Origin of the sequence: Vibrio sp. 2CM40D (assembly GCF_023161825.1) — a bacterium.
Lineage (GTDB): Bacteria > Pseudomonadota > Gammaproteobacteria > Enterobacterales > Vibrionaceae > Vibrio > Vibrio alginolyticus.
The window spans coordinates 575,407-592,783 of the sequence record NZ_JALNTL010000001.1; the positions used below are offsets into that span (position 1 = coordinate 575,407).

The window sequence follows — 17,377 nt, forward strand, 5'->3', positions numbered from 1 at the left end:
AAAAACTGCGTCACCCTGCACGCTTTACAACTAACTTTCTTGTCAAAGAAAAAAAACTCGTTAATTTTGTTAATTCTATCTAGTTGAACATCTTATCCGTTTTTAACGAGAACCTCGGCAGCGAAGTATGTTTTAGAACTGCCCATTATGAGTTGTAATCTTATCCATGTTTAAATTCTACAAAAAACAGAAATTTAAGCGCCTTCAGAGTACACTGATGACCGCATTTCTGGTGCTCAGTATCACACCTCTTACCATTACTGCGATCTTTTTCTTGCAGTCCCACAGTAAAGATCTGCAAGAACAAAGCACCTCACACTTACTGTCTGTTCGAGATACAAAACAGCAGCAAATCATCGACTACTTTGAGGCACGAGAAACCGAAGTCATGGGCTTTGTGCGCTCAGAGTTGGCTTACGCCAGTGGTGGCCGATTCTACGGTCTCGTCAATGCTTTTAGTCGTTTAGGCAATGATATTGAAGAGTCTCGTAAAAACGCCCAACAGCGCTACATCGAGGGCAGCGGAGACCAAATCAAAACCTCAACGTTACCCGAGTCATCCAACTATGTAGGAAGTGAACGTTACCGACTTTTGCATAAACGCTATCATTGGGCCTACTTGGAGCTCCTCAAGCGCTCTGATTTTAATGACATTTTGCTGGTCGACATCAATGGTAACGTCACCTACTCGATCAACAAAGACGATAACTACGGAACGAACTTGTTATCAGGCCCCTACAAAGACTCGGCACTTGGCAAAACTTTCAAGCGTCTCGCCGATGATGTGACTGAACGTCGAAAAGTAAACGAAGACTACACTCCTGTGATTGTGTCTGACTTCGAGCTGGAAGGGGGGAAATCAGTCGCTTGGCTAGGTGCACCAATTGTTCAGCAAGGTTATCTACACAGCTATGCCATGTTCCGCTTGCCAAATAATGGCATCACTAAGTTAGCCGCAGACGCCAACCGAGAGTCATCAATTAACACCTTGCTGGTTGGAAATGATCACCAACCTCGCACAATTAACACGAAACAAGACGACATTAAGAACAGTTTAGAAGTGATCGATAAAGCACTCTCTGGTGCATTTGGTGTCGGCACTTACACAAACGGTTTAGGTGAAGAGATCATCGCGGCTTATGCACCGATTGAAACTCGTGGTGTGATTTGGGCGCTCGTCGTACAGTTACCAGAAAACGAAGCTTTCGCTCGTATCCATCAACTCGAAAAACTATTCGTTATCGCTATGTTGATCGCCATTATCCTTGTGGTGATCGCTTCTCACTATTTATCAAACTTTATCACTTCTCCGTTGCTGAAATTGACTTGGGTTGCCGAAAAGGTCTCTGCAGGGGATCTTGATGACACATCTTTTAATACGGTTCGTAAAGATGAAATTGGTCGGCTTGCGTTAAGCTTTGAACGAATGCAACGCTCTATTCGAGAGAAGATTCAAACCATTAAGAAGCAAAATGAAGAACTAGAAAGCAACATACAGATCATTCAGAAACAGAATGAAGAACTGCAATTGGCCGATAAATTAAAAGATGAGTTCTTAGCCACGACTTCTCATGAACTTCGTACACCGTTACACGGCATGGTCGGGATTGCTGAAACCTTAGCGTCCGGCGCCAATGGCGCGATCCCCGCTAGCCAGAAATATCAGCTTGATATCATCATTAAAAGTGGTCAGCGTCTCGCTAATCTAGTCGATGACTTGTTGGATTATCATAAAATGCGTTATGGAAGCATGGATATCCAGAAATCAGCAGTGAGTTTGGGCAGTGCAACACGATTGGTTTTAGAGCTTTCTAGCCATTTACTTGGAAGTAAAACCATCCGCATCATCAACCAAGTCCCTGCGGATTTAAAAGCAGTGTCAGCTGACCCGCAACGCCTTGAACAAGTGCTATATAACCTGATTGGCAATGCGATTAAATACACCTCAGAAGGTAAAATTGTTATCTCCGCTAATGTGGTAGATGATCATGTACGCGTACAAGTCGTGGATACTGGACAAGGAATTCCCGCAGAACAACTTGAACATATTTTTGAACCACTCATCCAAGCAGGGCAAGACGCGAGCCGTTATCGTCAAGGTGCAGGACTTGGGCTCTCCATTAGCCGTCAATTGATCGAATTAATGGGAGGCTCGTTATACGTCAGTAGCCAACCAATGGTCGGAACTACCTTCAGTTTCACTTTACCGCTCGCCAGTGAAGAAGAAATCCAAGCAACCCAGACTCTAGCTGCGCACGGACACTTCCAAATCCCTGAAGTTAATGTAGAGAACAGTGAAGACTTATCACTTCCAGAGAACCCAGACGGCCCGTTACTGTATGTTGCTGACGATGAACCAGTAAACTTACGCGTGCTTGAAAGCTTTTTACGTTTAGAGGGCTATCGTGTGCGTACCGTCTCCGATGGGCCAGAAACGTTAGCGCTCGTCGAGCAAGAGAAGCCGGAACTTCTGTTATTGGATATCATGATGCCAGGCATGAGCGGCTACCAAGTTTGTAGTGAACTACGTGAAACCTATGATCATGCCGAGTTGCCAATCATTATGCTCACCGCACTCAGTCAAACAGAAGATCGTGTAAGAGGTTTTGAGGCAGGAGCCAACGACTATTTATCGAAACCATTTAATAAACAAGAGTTGGCGGCACGTATCCAAGCGCATTTAACGGCAAGTAAAGCAGAAATGCGCCATATGGAAAACAAAGTGCTAGAGTCTGAACTTAGACAGCGTGCAGTCGTTGAAGCAAGCTTACTTGAGACTCAAGGTCGTTTGTTGGAACAGCTAGAATCGGCTCCTGAAGCTATCATCTGTCTACGTGAAGACAAGCGTATTCGCTTTGCTAACGAAGCTGCTTGTAAGCTATTCAAGCGCAGCTTAGAACAGCTAAAGCGCTCATCTGCTGATGAGCTGATTGCCCCTAAATATCTGACCGTCAAACAACCTCATTACTGTGGCAAGATTGATATCTATATTGAAGATATTCGTCAGAACATCGAAGCAGACATTCTTAAGCTCCCTGAAGGTTCAGGGTTAGATATCATGTACATCTTTAATGTCGGCGGTGGAGCCAGTGCCGCTCGCATACATAATCTAGAAACCGCCGTAGAAGTGCTTTCAAGTTATGCATTTGATGGTGACAAAGACCAATTGCAAAAGCTAAAAGAGCTTGGCGGAGAATTTACGCGCCTTGCAGACAAAGCACTCGGTAATAAAAAGGACAAGCAAGAACTTATGCGAGAAGTTCTAGTAGACGCAATGACACATGCTTTAGAGTATTGGGAATCTGTAACGGGTGAAAGTAAGTTCGCATTTGCAGAGCAAAGTGGCTTGTGGCGCGTTTATCTAGACCGTAGTACTTTGCAAACACGCACTTTAGATAAATACATGCGTATAGAAACATTACCCAAAACACCACGTTGGAGAACGGTGCTAAGCTCGATAGAGTTCATTCTCGAACACTGCAAAGAACAGAGCCCCGAGAGAGCATACATAGAAGCACAACGAGATAAACTACAGCGACTATTGACCAGCTAATATTTATCAAAAAACTAGCCCAGCGTGCATGCTGGGCTTTTTTGTTATTCGAGTATTCCCTTCCTAGAGATAAAAGAGACCGCCTCTTCCTACCCCGTTAACATATTTCCAATAACGAACATTCGGTTAGACAACGCTATCTATTGTTGGTATTCAAAACGTACGACCTTATCCATTTAACTTGTCTTAACTAGGTAAGTTCGAGCAATCGAAAAACTTCATTCATACAATAAAAAAAGGACAACAAACGGAAGAAAACTGTCGATAAAAAAGGCCATTTTTCAGATAACAAGCGGATTTTGACGAACTATTGATAGAGATTGCGAACTTAATCACAACAGAACGGCAGATTAATTTTTAGCTGATTAATTAACACCATTTCTGCATGTGAGCGAGATCTCCGAACCTAGAAACCAAGCAGGAAACGTATATTTAAAAAGGACCAACAGGTTAGTAATCACCAACACTCATTATTAACAAGGATATAAACTGCGACGCATATCAACGTTTATTTTTTGGCCCAATGCTGGTTAAAATTAGCCAAAATAACGTTTATAACGGAGAGCTCAGAGATTTTAACGTTTTTAACGGGAATCAAGTTTGATTATTTTATGGATAAGGTGTTTTCTTACTCCTGCCTAAGGCCTACAGGCCACTCTTGGCGAAACTCAATGTTGTAATGAGTAAGGCATGTACAAGAGGTAGGTCTTAGAGAGTGTTTATCAATTGATGACATTCAATTCCATTTAGTGAAATGAAAGCAAATAGTAAGGAACAGCTATGCTTGCCAATATTAAAAAAACAGCACTAGCAACAGCAATTATTGCAACGGCTACTACAGGTTTTGCATCGGTAGCTACTGCGGCTGAACGCAGTGAACTGACTATCCACCCTAAAGAGTTTACAACTTTCGTTCGTAACTTTAACCCTTTCTTGGGTGCAACTAACCTGCACACAACAACCGACTTTATTTACGAGCCGCTCGTTGTTTTTAACGAAATGCACGGTAACACGCCTGTATTTCGTCTAGCAGAAAACTTTACCATGGCTGATGACCTGATGAGCGTAACCTTCGATATCCGTAAGGGCGTAAAATGGTCTGATGGCAAAGCGTTTACCGCTGATGACGTTGTTTATTCTTTCAACCTAGTGAAAGAGAAGCCAGAGCTAGACCAGTCTGGTATCAACTCTTGGGTGACTGGCGTAGAAAAAGTTAACGACTACCAAGTTAAATTCCGTCTAAGCGAAGCAAACTCAAACGTTCCTTACGAAATTGCGAAAGTACCCGTCGTACCTAAGCACGTATGGAGCAAAGTAAAAGATCCAGCTACATTCACAAACGAAAATCCAGTAGGAAGTGGTCCATTTACTGAAATCGACACTTTCACACCGCAGCTATATATCCAGTGTGAGAACCCGAATTATTGGGATGCTGACAACCTAGATGTAGATTGTCTGCGTGTGCCACAAATCGCGAACAACGACCAATTCTTGGGCAAAATCGTTAACGGCGAAATGGACTGGACGTCTTCATTCGTACCAGACATCGACCGTACGTACGCTGCAGCAAGCCCGAATCACCACTACTGGTACCCACCAGCGGGTACTCAAGCATTTGTAGTGAACTTCAAAAACCCAGACGCTGCGAAAAACGAAGCACTAACTAACGTTGACTTCCGTCGTGCGTTCTCTATGGCGCTAGACCGTCAAACTATCATTGATATCGCTTTCTACGGCGGCGGTACAGTGAACGACTTCGCATCTGGTCTTGGCTACGCATTCGAAGCTTGGTCTGATGAAGAGACGCACAACAAGTACAAAGGCTACAACACATACAACGCGGAAGGTGCGAAAAAGCTTCTAGCTAAAGCTGGCTTCAAAGATGTAAACAAAGATGGCTTTGTGGATACACCATCTGGCAAGTCTTTCGAGCTTCTAATTCAATCACCAAACGGTTGGACTGACTTCAACAACACGGTACAGCTAGCCGTTGAGCAACTAGCAGAAGTGGGCATTAAAGCTCGTGCTCGTACACCGGACTTCTCGGTATACAACCAAGCTATGCTAGAAGGTACTTACGACGTTGCTTACACCAACTACTTCCACGGTGCAGATCCACACTTGTACTGGGATAGTGGCTACAACTCGAAGCTACAAGCTGGTGACGGCATGCCTCGCTTTGCAATGCACTTCTACAAGAACGATAAGCTAGACGGTCTTCTTAACAGCTTCTACAAGACAGCAGATAAGCAAGAACAGCTAGAGATCGCTCATGGCATTCAGAAGATCATTGCTCAGGACCAAGTAACTATTCCTGTGCTATCTGGCGCGTACATGTACCAATACAACACAACTCGCTTCACTGGTTGGTGGAACGAAGAAAACCCTAAGGGCCGTCCAAACATTTGGGCAGGTATCCCAGAGCGTCTACTTCACGTACTGGACCTAAAACCAGTTAAATAAGTAGAAGTTCATTTCAAGCGGCATACATCCCGTGTGCCGCCTATAAAAATCCCTTGTTAACGAAACCAATATGTGGCGCTCGTCGTCAGGGGATTTTTCGCTCTAAATTTCGCTAGGAGCGACCTGAAACCAGAAACAGGGAAAAAATCTGGGTGAGTAAGGTGTGAGTTATGGGTTATTTTTTAAGACGTTTGTCGTTCTATCTTGTCGCGCTCTTAGTTGCAGCGACGTTAAACTTTATTATTCCGCGAGCAATGCCTGGTGACCCAGTTACCATGATGTTTGCTAATGCTTCAGTACAGGTGACTCCAGAACGAATCGCAGCAATGAAAGAACTGCTCGGTTTCGTTGATGGGCCAATTTACATTCAGTACTTCTCGTACATTAAAAACATTCTAAGTTGGGAATTGGGCACCTCAATCCAGTTCTACCCTCTTTCAGTTAATTCTTTACTAGGTAGTGCATTTGGCTGGTCACTATTTCTAGCTGGTACTGCGGTTGTACTTTCTTTCTCCATCGCTTCTGTCCTTGGTATTTTTGCCGCCTGGAAGCGCGGTAGTAAGTACGATGCATTCGTAACGCCTGGCACATTGATCATTCAAGCGATTCCACAAATGGTTATCGCAATGTTAGCACTGTTTACCTTTGCGATTGGCCTGAAATGGTTCCCATCTGGCTATGCTTACACGCCAGGTACTATTCCTGATTGGACAAGCTGGGAGTTCATCAAGAACGTGGGTTACCACGCTGTACTACCTCTATTCTGTGCAACCATCGTTCAAATTGGTGGCTTCCTAGTTAACATGCGTAACAACATGATCAACCTTCTCGCCGAAGACTATATCACGATGGCTAAAGGTAAAGGGCTGAGTGAAAACCGCGTCGTCTTTAATTACGCCGCACGTAACGCACTACTTCCAAGTGTTACCGCACTGTCTATGTCTTTAGGTATGGCCATTGGAGGTCAATTAATCATCGAGATGATTTTCAACTACCCAGGCCTAGGTACGGTTCTTCTAAACGCAATTCACGCTCGTGACTACCAAGTACTTCAAGGTCAGTTAATTATCATGACGATGTTCATGCTGTGCTTCAACTTAATGGCTGACATGCTGTACATGATTCTAGACCCTCGCCTACGTACGGGAGGCAAATAATCATGAAAGAACTATTCAAACTTATTTTGGGTAACGCATTTGCTCGCATTGGTCTTGGCATTGTTACGCTGTTCGTGTTCGTTGCGATTGCCGCTCCTTTACTTACAAAGCATGCGCCAGACAAGCGAACCGGTAACCCACACGAATACCCAAGCTTTGTTGTAAAACAGGCACAAAACAATCCTGATGGTTGGGTCGCTAAAAACCTAGCAGACGATCGTCGTACGCTGATTATGTCTAAAAAGGCTGACCACGTATTAGGTACTAGCCGAATGGGTCGCGATATCTGGTCGCAAGTGGCTTACGGTGCACGAGTATCACTGGGTGTAGGTTTTGGCGCTGGCATCATCGTGTGCTTCTTAGCAACAGTCATTGGTATATCGGCAGGTTACTTCGGAGGCAAAGTGGATGACGTATTGAGTGCCGCGATGAACATCATGTTAGTAATTCCGCAGTATCCATTGCTATTCGTGTTGGCGGCCTTTATCGGTGAAGCAGGCCCACTCACCATTGCCTTGATTATCGCTGGTACTTCTTGGGCATGGGGTGCACGTGTTGTCCGCTCTCAAACTATGGCACTACGCGAGAAAGAGTTCGTTAAAGCTGCCGAAGTATTGGGAGAGTCTTCATTCCGCATCATCTTTGTTGAGATTTTACCAAACCTTATCCCAATTGTCGGTGCGAGCTTCATTGGCTCAGTAATGCTGGCGATCAACACTGAAGCGGTCATTTCGTTCCTAGGTTTGGGTGATGCCAACACGATCAGTTGGGGCATCATGCTTTACAACGTGCAAACCTCATCAGCCATGCTGATTGGCGCATGGTGGGAAGTACTAGCACCTTGTATTGCCCTAACATTACTGGTTACTGGTCTTGCTCTGTTGAACTTTGCCGTTGACGAAATTGCGAACCCTCAACTTCGTTCTCACAAAGGCATGAAACGCTGGAAAAAACTAGCAGCAAAAGACAAGAAAGAGCGTGAGCCTGAACTGGCACCACAAAATGCACTATGGAGCGGAGATAAATAATCATGACTGCACCACTAATTTCCATCCGTAACCTATGCGTAGACTACATCACAGACGCGGGCGATGTCCGCGCCTGTAACAACGTGAGCTTCGACATTGCACCCGGTGAAGTATTCGGTCTGGCTGGTGAATCTGGCTGTGGTAAATCCACTGTTGCCTTCTCACTAATGCGCCTTCATAAGCCGCCAGCGTTTATCACAGGTGGTGAGGTTATCTTCAACGGTGAAGATATCCTTCAGTACAGCGATGATCGCATGCAAGCGTTCCGCTGGAGTGAAATGTCGATGGTATTCCAGAGTGCGATGAACGCTTTGAACCCTGTTCTAACCATGGAAGAGCAGTTCTGTGACGTCATCATGCGTCATACCAATATGACTCGCGCTCAAGCAAAAACACGCGCTGAAGGTCTGCTGGAAATCGTTGATATCCACCCTAGCCGATTGAGTGATTACCCGCACCAGTTCTCTGGTGGTATGCGTCAACGTCTAGTAATCGCAATCGCTTTGGCTCTGAACCCAAAAATGATCATCATGGACGAACCGACTACCGCATTGGATGTAGTGGTTCAACGTGAAATTCTACAAAAAATTTACGCGCTTAAAGAAGAGTTTGGTTTCTCAATTCTGTTCATCACACATGACTTGTCATTGATGGTCGAGTTCTCGGATCGTATCGGCATCATGTACTCAGGTGAGTTGATTGAAGTCGCGCCTTCTAAGCAAATTCTGGAAAGTCCTTACCACCCTTACACCAAAGGTTTGGGTAGCTCTTTCCCTCCACTAACTGGACCAAAGACCAAATTGACTGGTATTCCAGGTAACCCGTTGAACTTGCTAGAAGTACCACAGGGCTGCCGCTTCCAAGCTCGTTGCGACCGCGTACATGAAGCATGTACACGTGTACCAACCCAATTACGTCAAATTGAACCAGGTCGCCTCTCAAATTGCCATTTGTACGGCGACACCATTGCTCAAGCTAAGGTTTAACAACAAAAAAACACTAGCTAAGAACAAAAATTACACTGGAGAGAATTATGAGCAAACAATTCGGCGAACTGCTGATTGAGGGTAAAAATGTCGTTAAGGACTTCCCTTTAAACAGTAACTCAATCAAACAATCTAAGATGCGCGCAATCAACGACGTCTCTTTCAAAATGTACAAGAGCCGCGGCTTGTCAGTGGTAGGTGAATCTGGTTCAGGTAAGTCTACTACTGCAAAAATGATTGCAAAAATGTACGCACCAACCGATGGCATCATTGAATACAAAGGTCGTGATATCCAAGACATCACCTCTCGTCACGATTTAATGACCTACCGTGAAGGTGTACAAATGGTGTGGCAAGACCCGTTTGGCTCGCTAAACCCAACGCACAATATCTTCCACCATATTGCGCGCCCGCTGCTGATTCATAAGAAAGTAGCACCGGGCAACAAGAAAGAACTGGAAGAGCGTGTGTACGACCTACTTGAACAAGTTGGTCTTATTCCACCAAAAGAAACGGCGCAAAAGTTCCCGCACCAGCTATCTGGCGGTCAGCGTCAGCGTGTCAACCTGGCTCGTAACATCGCGGTTGGAGCTGAAGTAGTCTTGGCGGATGAGCCAACATCCATGCTCGATGTATCGATCCGCGCTGGCGTTTTGAACTTGATGGAAGAGATGAAGTTTGAAAAACAAATGTCTCTGCTCTACATCACTCATGACATCGCAACAGCGCGTTACATTGCTGAAGATCTTGCGGTCATGTACGTAGGTCACATGGTTGAATGGGGCGATACTGAAGAAATCATTCACGACCCTCAACACCCATATACGCAACTGTTGGTATCTGCGGTTCCAGATCCATCGAAGTCTATTCACGAGAAACTGAAAGGCAACAAAGGGGAAATCCCACTTTGGACACCAGAATCTGTCGGCTGTCCATTTGCTGGACGTTGTGTACACGCTACCGACAAATGTCGCGAACGACTACCAGGCGTCACTCAACTGTCCGACAACCACTTTGTCCGCTGTTACTTATTTGAAGATTAATCATAACGAGGGTCAGGTTCAGCCTGACCCACTCCTGTTTTTATCGTTTCCCGGAGACATTGAATGCTGCTACTGACTAACCACATTGGTTATGAACGTCTGGGCCCAAAGAAAGCCATTATCCAGACCGAACAACCACACTTGTCTTCTTACACTGCTCAATTGATTTGTGCCACTAGCGAGCAAACCGTGGCAACTTTTGCGGTTGAAGAACAAGGTAAAGTGGCGAACTGGCATCAGGGCTATTTCTACCTCATCGACTTTTCCTCTTTCACAACGTCAGGTGACTATTTCTTGCAAGTAGAAGATACGCGCTCTTCCTCTTTCATCGTTGGCGAACACATTCTGTTGGATCAAACTTTGTCAGATGTGATCCACTATTTCAAATCGCAACGTTGCGGCGGAATCTTCGATCAACAAGATCGACAACTTCCAGTACTAAACTCCAATAAAAAGGTTGATGTACACGGCGGCTGGTACGACGCATCAGGAGACGTTAGCAAGTATTTAAGTCACCTTTCATACGCGAATTATTTGAATCCTCAACAAACCCCAATGGTGGTTTGGAACATCCTAAAAGGGGTTTCGTTGCTTGAAGGAAGCGAAGACATTACAGCTTTCACACGTACACGTCTGATTGAAGAAGCCCTGTTCGGTGCAGACTTTCTTGTGCGTATGCAAAACGAAAAAGGCTTTTTCTACATGACGGTCTTTGACAAGTGGAGCAAAGATACTGCGCAACGCGAGATTTGCGCGTACGAAACTCAACTTGGTCACAAATTTGACGACTATCAAGCAGGCTTTCGACAAGGTGGCGGTGTCGCCATTGCAGCGCTAGCGGCAGCGTCGCGTTTAAGTGTTCACGGTGAATACGATCAACAAAAATACCGCAACGCTGCCGAAAATGGTTACTGGCACTTAAAAGAGCACAATACGCAGTACCTCAATGATGGGGAAGAAAACATTATCGACGAATACTGTGCGCTACTGGCTTGTGTAGAACTGTTTAAAGCAACCAAAGAAACTCGCTACTTGGAAGAGAGCCGTTTGTGGGCGCAACGTTTAGTTGCACGCCAAATGAGCGACGAGCAGATTCAACACTTTTGGTCAGCAAACCAAGACGGCAGCCGTCCATATTTTCACGCAGCCGAAGCTGGTCTACCAGTTATTGCCCTATGCGAATATCTATCAATTGAAGACGACTCAGCACGAGCGGAATCGGTAAAACGTATCGTCAACCTAGCGTGTGAGTTTGAGATCACAATATCGAATAAAGTGATCAACCCATTCGGTTACCCTCGCCAATATGTTAAAGGCGTAAATGAGTCAAAACGCGAGGCATTTTTTGTCGCACACAACAATGAATCCGGCTATTGGTGGCAAGGCGAGAATGCTCGACTGGGCTCAATCGCGACCATGGCGTACCTTGCTCAACCGCATATAGCGTCGCAAGAAGTACAGCAACAACTTTCTGTGTTTGCTCAAGATGCATTGAACTGGGTTGTAGGCTTAAACCCATACGACATGTGCATGCTAGATGGCCATGGTCGTAACAACCCTGATTACCTCCCTCAATATGGTTTCTTCAACGCAAAAGGTGGCGTGTGTAACGGAATCACTGGCGGCTTTGAAGACGAGGAAGACATTGCATTTAACCCACCAGCACAAAAAGAAGACGTGTTACAAAACTGGCGCTGGGGCGAACAATGGCTCCCGCATGGCGCTTGGTACTTACTCGCGATAATGAGTCAAGCTCAGCATGTTTCTCAGTTGGCGACCTCTAAAAATATGAAGGAAGAATAATCATGGGAATGTATTTTGCCGGTATCGATGGTGGCGGCACGTCATGTCGAGCCAGGATTAAAGATTCACAAGGTAATTTTCTTGGCGAGGCCAAAAGCGGCAGTGCCAACATCATGCTAGGTGCTGAAATAGCAATGGCTTCGATTCTTGAATCCATCACTTCGGCTACCGAGCAAGGCGGTCTAACACAACAAGATTTCGCGTCGATGCACGTCGGCTTAGCCCTTGCTGGCGCAGAGCACAAAGCATCTTGGCAAGCCTTCATGTCTCTTCCTCATCCATTTGCCAGTATAACTCTGAATACCGATGCTTACGGTGCGTGCGTTGGTGCGCACAATGGCGAAGATGGCGCAATCATGATTGCGGGAACCGGTTCTTGTGGCATCTACCTTAAAGGATTGGAGCAACACGTTGTCGGTGGTCGTGAGTTCCCTATTTCGGATCAAGGTGGCGGCGCAGTGATGGGGCTACGCCTAGTTCAGCAAGTTTTGTTAGCTGAAGATGGCATCAGAGAAAAAACGCCCCTAGCACAACACTTTATGACGCATTTCGAAAATGAGGTCGACAACGTGGTGGCGTGGTCAAAACAGGCGCTTCCTCGTGATTATGGGCAGTTTTCTCCGGCTATTTTCCAACATGCGGAACAAGGCGATGCACTGGCCATTGAAATACTGAAGCAAACCGCAGCGGATATAGAAATGTTTCTCGTGGCATTAAACAAGCGCGGCGCAACACGTATTTGTTTAATGGGTAGCATTGCTGAACGCATTTTACGTTGGCTCTCACCACCAGTTCAGCAATGGATTGTTGAGCCACAGTTTGACGCGATTGAAGGCGCAATTATGTTTGCTGGCAAACCAGAACATAACCTTTACTCGCTCAGTGCGGCGTAGGAGTAGATATGGAATATCGTGTTGATCTCGTGGTCCTTTCTGAGCAGAAACAAAACTGCCGCTTTGGCCTCACCTTTCATAACTTGAGCGACCAAGACCTAAACAGCTGGAGCTTAACTTTCGCTTTCGATCGTTACATTCTTCCAGACAGCGTTTCAAATGGTCAACTGACTCAAATTGGTAGTTTTTGCACACTTAAGCCAGAAGGGCTGGTACTGGCTGCCAACCATCACTATTACTGTGAATTCAGTATTGGTTCGAACCCATTCCGTTATTACTCGGATGGCTTTAACGAAGCGATGATCAACTTTGTCGTTGATGGAAACCCACAGCGCGCACAAGTGGATGTCACGCCTATCGTATTAGCTTCACCATACCGTGAACGCAGTGAGATTCCGGCAAGTTTAACCCATGCACAGCCCTTGCTGCCAAAACCAAACCATATTGAGGTCAGCGATCACTATTTTAGCTTTGATCATCATGCTGGCGTCGCGGTTTATTCAAGCCTGGCCAATTCAGCTAAAGAATGGCTACTTGAAGAGCTTAAGCGCATTCACCAATTTGAGTTCGCATCAGACAATGGCAGTCAGATCATCTTCAAAGGCAACCCAACCTTGGATGAAGGCGCTTACAAACTGAAAGTAGCCGAAGAGTCAATCAAAATTGAAGCAGGATCTTCGTCTGGTTTTACCCATGCTTGTGCAACGTTATTACAACTAATCAAAGTTGGCGATCAACCTAACTCAATGGAAGTAGTTTGTTGTTCAATCAAGGACAGGCCACGTTTTCGTTACCGCGGTATGATGCTGGATTGTGCTCGTCATTTTCACTCCGTTGAGCAAGTCAAACGCTTGATCAACCAACTGGCTCATTACAAGTTCAATACGTTCCATTGGCATCTTACCGACGATGAGGGTTGGCGAATTGAAATCAAATCACTGCCTCAACTGACCGATATTGGTGCTTGGCGCGGATTGGATGAGATCAATGAACCACAGTACACGCACTTTGATGAACGTTACGGCGGCTTCTACACGCAAGAAGACATCAAAGACGTTATCGAATTTGCATCGCAACGCGGCATCACCATCATTCCTGAAATTGATGTACCAGGTCATTGCCGAGCCGCCATCAAGTCGTTACCACACCTATTGGTAGAAGCGGAAGATACCACCGAATACCGCAGTATTCAGCATTACAACGACAACGTCATTAACCCTGCTCTGCCGGGGAGTTATGAATTTATCGACAAAGTGCTAGAAGAAGTCTCTGCACTTTTTCCTGCGCCTTACGTTCATATTGGTGCCGACGAAGTACCTAACGGCGTATGGTCAAAAAGCCCAGCATGCCAAGCACTAATGGAACAACTGGGTTACAGCGACTACAAAGATTTGCAAGGACACTTCTTACGTTATGCCGAAGACAAACTTCGTAAATTGGGCAAACGCATGCTGGGCTGGGAAGAAGCTCAACACGGCGACAAAGTCAGTAAAGATACGGTGATCTACTCATGGCTAAGCGAAGAAGCGGCCTTGAACTGTGCTCGCCAAGGCTTTGATGTGGTGCTGCAACCAGCACAAACCACTTACCTAGATATGACCCAAGACTACGCACCTGAAGAACCGGGCGTGGACTGGGCAAACCCACTGCCACTAGAAAAAGCTTACAACTACGAGCCGCTCGCTGAAGTGCCTGCCGACGACCCAATACGTAAGCGCATTTGGGGCATTCAAACAGCATTATGGTGCGAAATTATCAATAACCAACCTCGCATGGACTACATGATCTTCCCTCGTTTAACTGCAATGGCAGAAGCATGTTGGACAGACAAACAACACCGAGATTGGACCGACTATTTATCACGCTTGAAAGGCCATCTACCTCTGCTTGATTTGCAGGGAGTGAATTACCGTAAACCGTGGAAGTAATACAAAACTGATGTCGAAACATCACGCTTGAAGAGTTTTTAAATTTTGGCTGCTGATGCAGCTTCGTAAAAAGGAAAGACACAAATGAAATACGGCTATTTCGATAACGAGAATCGCGAATACGTCATCACTCGCCCTGACGTACCAGCACCATGGACCAACTACCTAGGTACTGAGAAGTTCTGTACGGTTATCTCGCACAACGCGGGTGGCTACTCGTTCTACAACTCTCCAGAATACAACCGTGTTACTAAATTCCGTCCAAATGCGACATTCGATCGCCCAGGACACTACGTTTACTTGCGTGATGATGAGACAGGTGATTACTGGTCAATCTCTTGGCAACCAGTTGCGAAGAGCCTAGACGAAGCAAACTACGAAGTTCGTCACGGCTTGTCTTACTCTAAATTTAAGTGTGAGTACAACGGTATTGAAGCTGAAAAGACGCTATTCGTACCAAAAGGCGAAGACGCTGAAATCTGGGATGTAGTGATTAAAAACACCTCTGACAAACCACGTACGATCAGTGCATTCTCATTTGTTGAGTTCTCATTCAGCCACATTCAATCTGATAACCAAAACCATCAGATGTCTCTGTACTCGGCAGGTACGGCTTACAACGAAGGCGTGATAGAGTACGACCTGTACTACAACACCAACGATTTCGAAGGCTTCTACTACCTAGCTTCAACATTTGACCCAGATTCATACGACGGCCAACGTGACAGCTTCCTAGGCCTATACCGTGACGAAGCAAACCCGTTAGCGGTAGAACAAGGTAAGTGTTTCAATACAGCACAAACGTGTTACAACCACTGTGGCTCTTTGCATAAGCAATTTACTATTCAGCCGGGTGAAGAAGTTCGCTTTGCTTACATTCTAGGTATCGGTAAAGGCAACGGTGAGCGTCTACGTGCTAAGTACCAAGACCTTGCAGAAGTCGACAACGCATTTGCGGGTATCAAAACACACTGGGATGAGCGCTGTGGCAAGTTCCAAGTGAAATCACCAAACGAAGGTCTAGATACCATGATCAACGCTTGGACGTTATACCAAGCGGAAACGTGTGTGGTGTGGTCTCGCTTTGCTTCATTCATCGAGGTGGGAGGCCGTACTGGTCTTGGTTACCGCGATACAGCGCAAGATGCAATCTCAGTTCCTCACGCTAACCCAGCAATGACGCGCAAACGTATCGTTGACCTACTGCGCGGCCAAGTAAAAGCGGGCTACGGTCTACACCTATTCGATCCAGATTGGTTTGATCCAGAAAAAGCGGATGTTAAACCATCTAAATCTCCAACCGTAGTTCCAACACCTTCTGATGAAGACAAAATTCACGGCATCGAAGACACTTGTTCTGATGATCACCTATGGCTAGTTCCAACCATCTGTAAGTACGTGATGGAAACCGGTGAGCACAGCTTCTTCGACGAAGTGATCCCTTACGCCGACGGTGGCGATGCAACGGTTTATGACCACATGAAAGCCGCGCTAGACTTCTCGGCTGAATACGTAGGTCAAACCGGTATCTGTAAAGGTCTGCGTGCAGACTGGAACGACTGTCTGAACCTAGGTGGCGGCGAATCGTCAATGGTGTCGTTCCTACATTTCTGGGCACTGCAGGAGTTCATCGACCTAGCTAAATACCTAGGGAAAGAAGCCGACGTTGAAAAATACACGGTGATGGCAGCAAACGTTCGTGAAGCGTGTGAAACCCACCTTTGGGACGAAGAAGGCGGCTGGTATATCCGTGGTCTAACGAAAAACGGCGAAAAGATCGGTACAGCGCAACAAAAAGAAGGTCGTGTACACCTAGAGTCAAACACACTTGCGGTACTTTCTGGTGCGGTATCTCAAGAGCGCGGCGAAAAAGCGATGGACGCTGTCGATGAGAACCTGTTCTCTGAATACGGCCTTCACCTAAACTCACCATCTTTTGCAACACCGAATGATGATATCGGCTTCGTAACTCGTGTTTACCAAGGCGTAAAAGAGAACGGTGCGATCTTCTCGCATCCAAATCCATGGGCTTGGGTAGCTGAAGCGAAACTGGGTCGTGGTGATCGTGCAATGAAGTTCTACGATGCACTTAACCCATACAACCAGAACGACATCATCGAAAAACGTATTGCAGAACCTTACTCATACGTACAGTTCATCATGGGTCGTGACCACCAAGACCACGGTCGTGCAAACCACCCATGGTTAACAGGTACATCTGGCTGGGCTTACTTCGCTGTTACCAACTTTATCCTTGGTGTGCGTACAGGCTTCGATGGCCTAACTATCGATCCATGTATCCCAACGAACTGGCCTGGTTTCGAAGTGACTCGTCAATGGCTAGGTGCAACGTACAACATCAAAGTAGTTAACCCAGACTCAGTAAGCAAAGGCGTTAAGTCGATTACTGTGAACGGTGATGCAGTGAATGGTGCCTCTGTCCCAGTTCAAGCGGAAGGTTCAGTAAACGAAGTTATCGTTACTCTAGGTTAATCATCTTTTGGGGGAGTCCTTCTCCCCTTT

10 protein-coding genes are annotated in these 17,377 nt (G+C 45.9%); all 10 read left to right on the top strand.

Features of this window, described 5'->3' with window-relative positions:
• Positions 1 to 166: 166 nt before the first annotated feature.
• The 10 genes from MTF70_RS02680 (at position 167) to MTF70_RS02725 (ending at position 17,347) form a co-directional block, all read left to right on the top strand.
• Positions 167 to 3,553, top strand: a complete 3,387-nt coding sequence (locus tag MTF70_RS02680; protein ID WP_005380036.1) for a response regulator — start codon at positions 167 to 169, stop codon at positions 3,551 to 3,553.
• Positions 3,554 to 4,333: 780 nt separating this feature from the next.
• Positions 4,334 to 6,016 carry an ABC transporter substrate-binding protein gene (locus MTF70_RS02685; RefSeq protein WP_005380037.1) on the top strand — a complete coding sequence of 561 codons (1,683 nt, stop codon included), beginning with the start codon at positions 4,334 to 4,336 and terminating at the stop codon, positions 6,014 to 6,016.
• A gap of 170 nt (positions 6,017 to 6,186) precedes the next feature.
• Positions 6,187 to 7,173 (top strand): ABC transporter permease, encoded by a 987-nt coding sequence (locus MTF70_RS02690; RefSeq protein WP_005380038.1) that lies wholly within the window; start codon positions 6,187 to 6,189, stop codon positions 7,171 to 7,173.
• A gap of 2 nt (positions 7,174 to 7,175) precedes the next feature.
• Positions 7,176 to 8,201, top strand: coding sequence for an ABC transporter permease (locus tag MTF70_RS02695; RefSeq protein WP_025768199.1), 1,026 nt, complete (start codon positions 7,176 to 7,178; stop codon positions 8,199 to 8,201).
• Between the two features lie 2 nt (positions 8,202 to 8,203).
• Positions 8,204 to 9,187, top strand: a complete 984-nt coding sequence (locus tag MTF70_RS02700) for an ABC transporter ATP-binding protein (RefSeq protein WP_005386550.1) — start codon at positions 8,204 to 8,206, stop codon at positions 9,185 to 9,187.
• Between the two features lie 47 nt (positions 9,188 to 9,234).
• On the top strand, positions 9,235 to 10,230 hold the full coding sequence (locus MTF70_RS02705; RefSeq protein WP_005380041.1) for an ABC transporter ATP-binding protein: 996 nt from the start codon (positions 9,235 to 9,237) through the stop codon (positions 10,228 to 10,230).
• Between the two features lie 63 nt (positions 10,231 to 10,293).
• Positions 10,294 to 12,033, top strand: coding sequence for a glycoside hydrolase family 9 protein (locus tag MTF70_RS02710; protein ID WP_053306756.1), 1,740 nt, complete (start codon positions 10,294 to 10,296; stop codon positions 12,031 to 12,033).
• A gap of 2 nt (positions 12,034 to 12,035) precedes the next feature.
• Complete coding sequence (locus tag MTF70_RS02715; RefSeq protein WP_025768197.1) at positions 12,036 to 12,926, top strand: N-acetylglucosamine kinase; 891 nt, start codon at positions 12,036 to 12,038, stop codon at positions 12,924 to 12,926.
• 8 nt (positions 12,927 to 12,934) lie between these two features.
• Entirely contained in the window at positions 12,935 to 14,854 is a 1,920-nt protein-coding gene (locus tag MTF70_RS02720) for a family 20 glycosylhydrolase (RefSeq protein ID WP_025768196.1), read from the top strand.
• Between the two features lie 84 nt (positions 14,855 to 14,938).
• Positions 14,939 to 17,347 carry a N,N'-diacetylchitobiose phosphorylase gene (locus tag MTF70_RS02725; RefSeq protein WP_025768195.1) on the top strand — a complete coding sequence of 803 codons (2,409 nt, stop codon included), beginning with the start codon at positions 14,939 to 14,941 and terminating at the stop codon, positions 17,345 to 17,347.
• The last annotated feature ends 30 nt before the right edge of the window (positions 17,348 to 17,377 follow it).

Coding starts and splice junctions, on each gene's coding strand:
- MTF70_RS02715 (WP_025768197.1), top strand. CDS start 12,036: ATGGGAATGTATTTTGCCGGTATCGATGGTGGCGGCACGTCATGTCGA.
- MTF70_RS02680 (WP_005380036.1), top strand. CDS start 167: ATGTTTAAATTCTACAAAAAACAGAAATTTAAGCGCCTTCAGAGTACA.
- MTF70_RS02710 (WP_053306756.1), top strand. CDS start 10,294: ATGCTGCTACTGACTAACCACATTGGTTATGAACGTCTGGGCCCAAAG.
- MTF70_RS02695 (WP_025768199.1), top strand. CDS start 7,176: ATGAAAGAACTATTCAAACTTATTTTGGGTAACGCATTTGCTCGCATT.
- MTF70_RS02690 (WP_005380038.1), top strand. CDS start 6,187: ATGGGTTATTTTTTAAGACGTTTGTCGTTCTATCTTGTCGCGCTCTTA.
- MTF70_RS02700 (WP_005386550.1), top strand. CDS start 8,204: ATGACTGCACCACTAATTTCCATCCGTAACCTATGCGTAGACTACATC.
- MTF70_RS02705 (WP_005380041.1), top strand. CDS start 9,235: ATGAGCAAACAATTCGGCGAACTGCTGATTGAGGGTAAAAATGTCGTT.
- MTF70_RS02685 (WP_005380037.1), top strand. CDS start 4,334: ATGCTTGCCAATATTAAAAAAACAGCACTAGCAACAGCAATTATTGCA.
- MTF70_RS02720 (WP_025768196.1), top strand. CDS start 12,935: ATGGAATATCGTGTTGATCTCGTGGTCCTTTCTGAGCAGAAACAAAAC.
- MTF70_RS02725 (WP_025768195.1), top strand. CDS start 14,939: ATGAAATACGGCTATTTCGATAACGAGAATCGCGAATACGTCATCACT.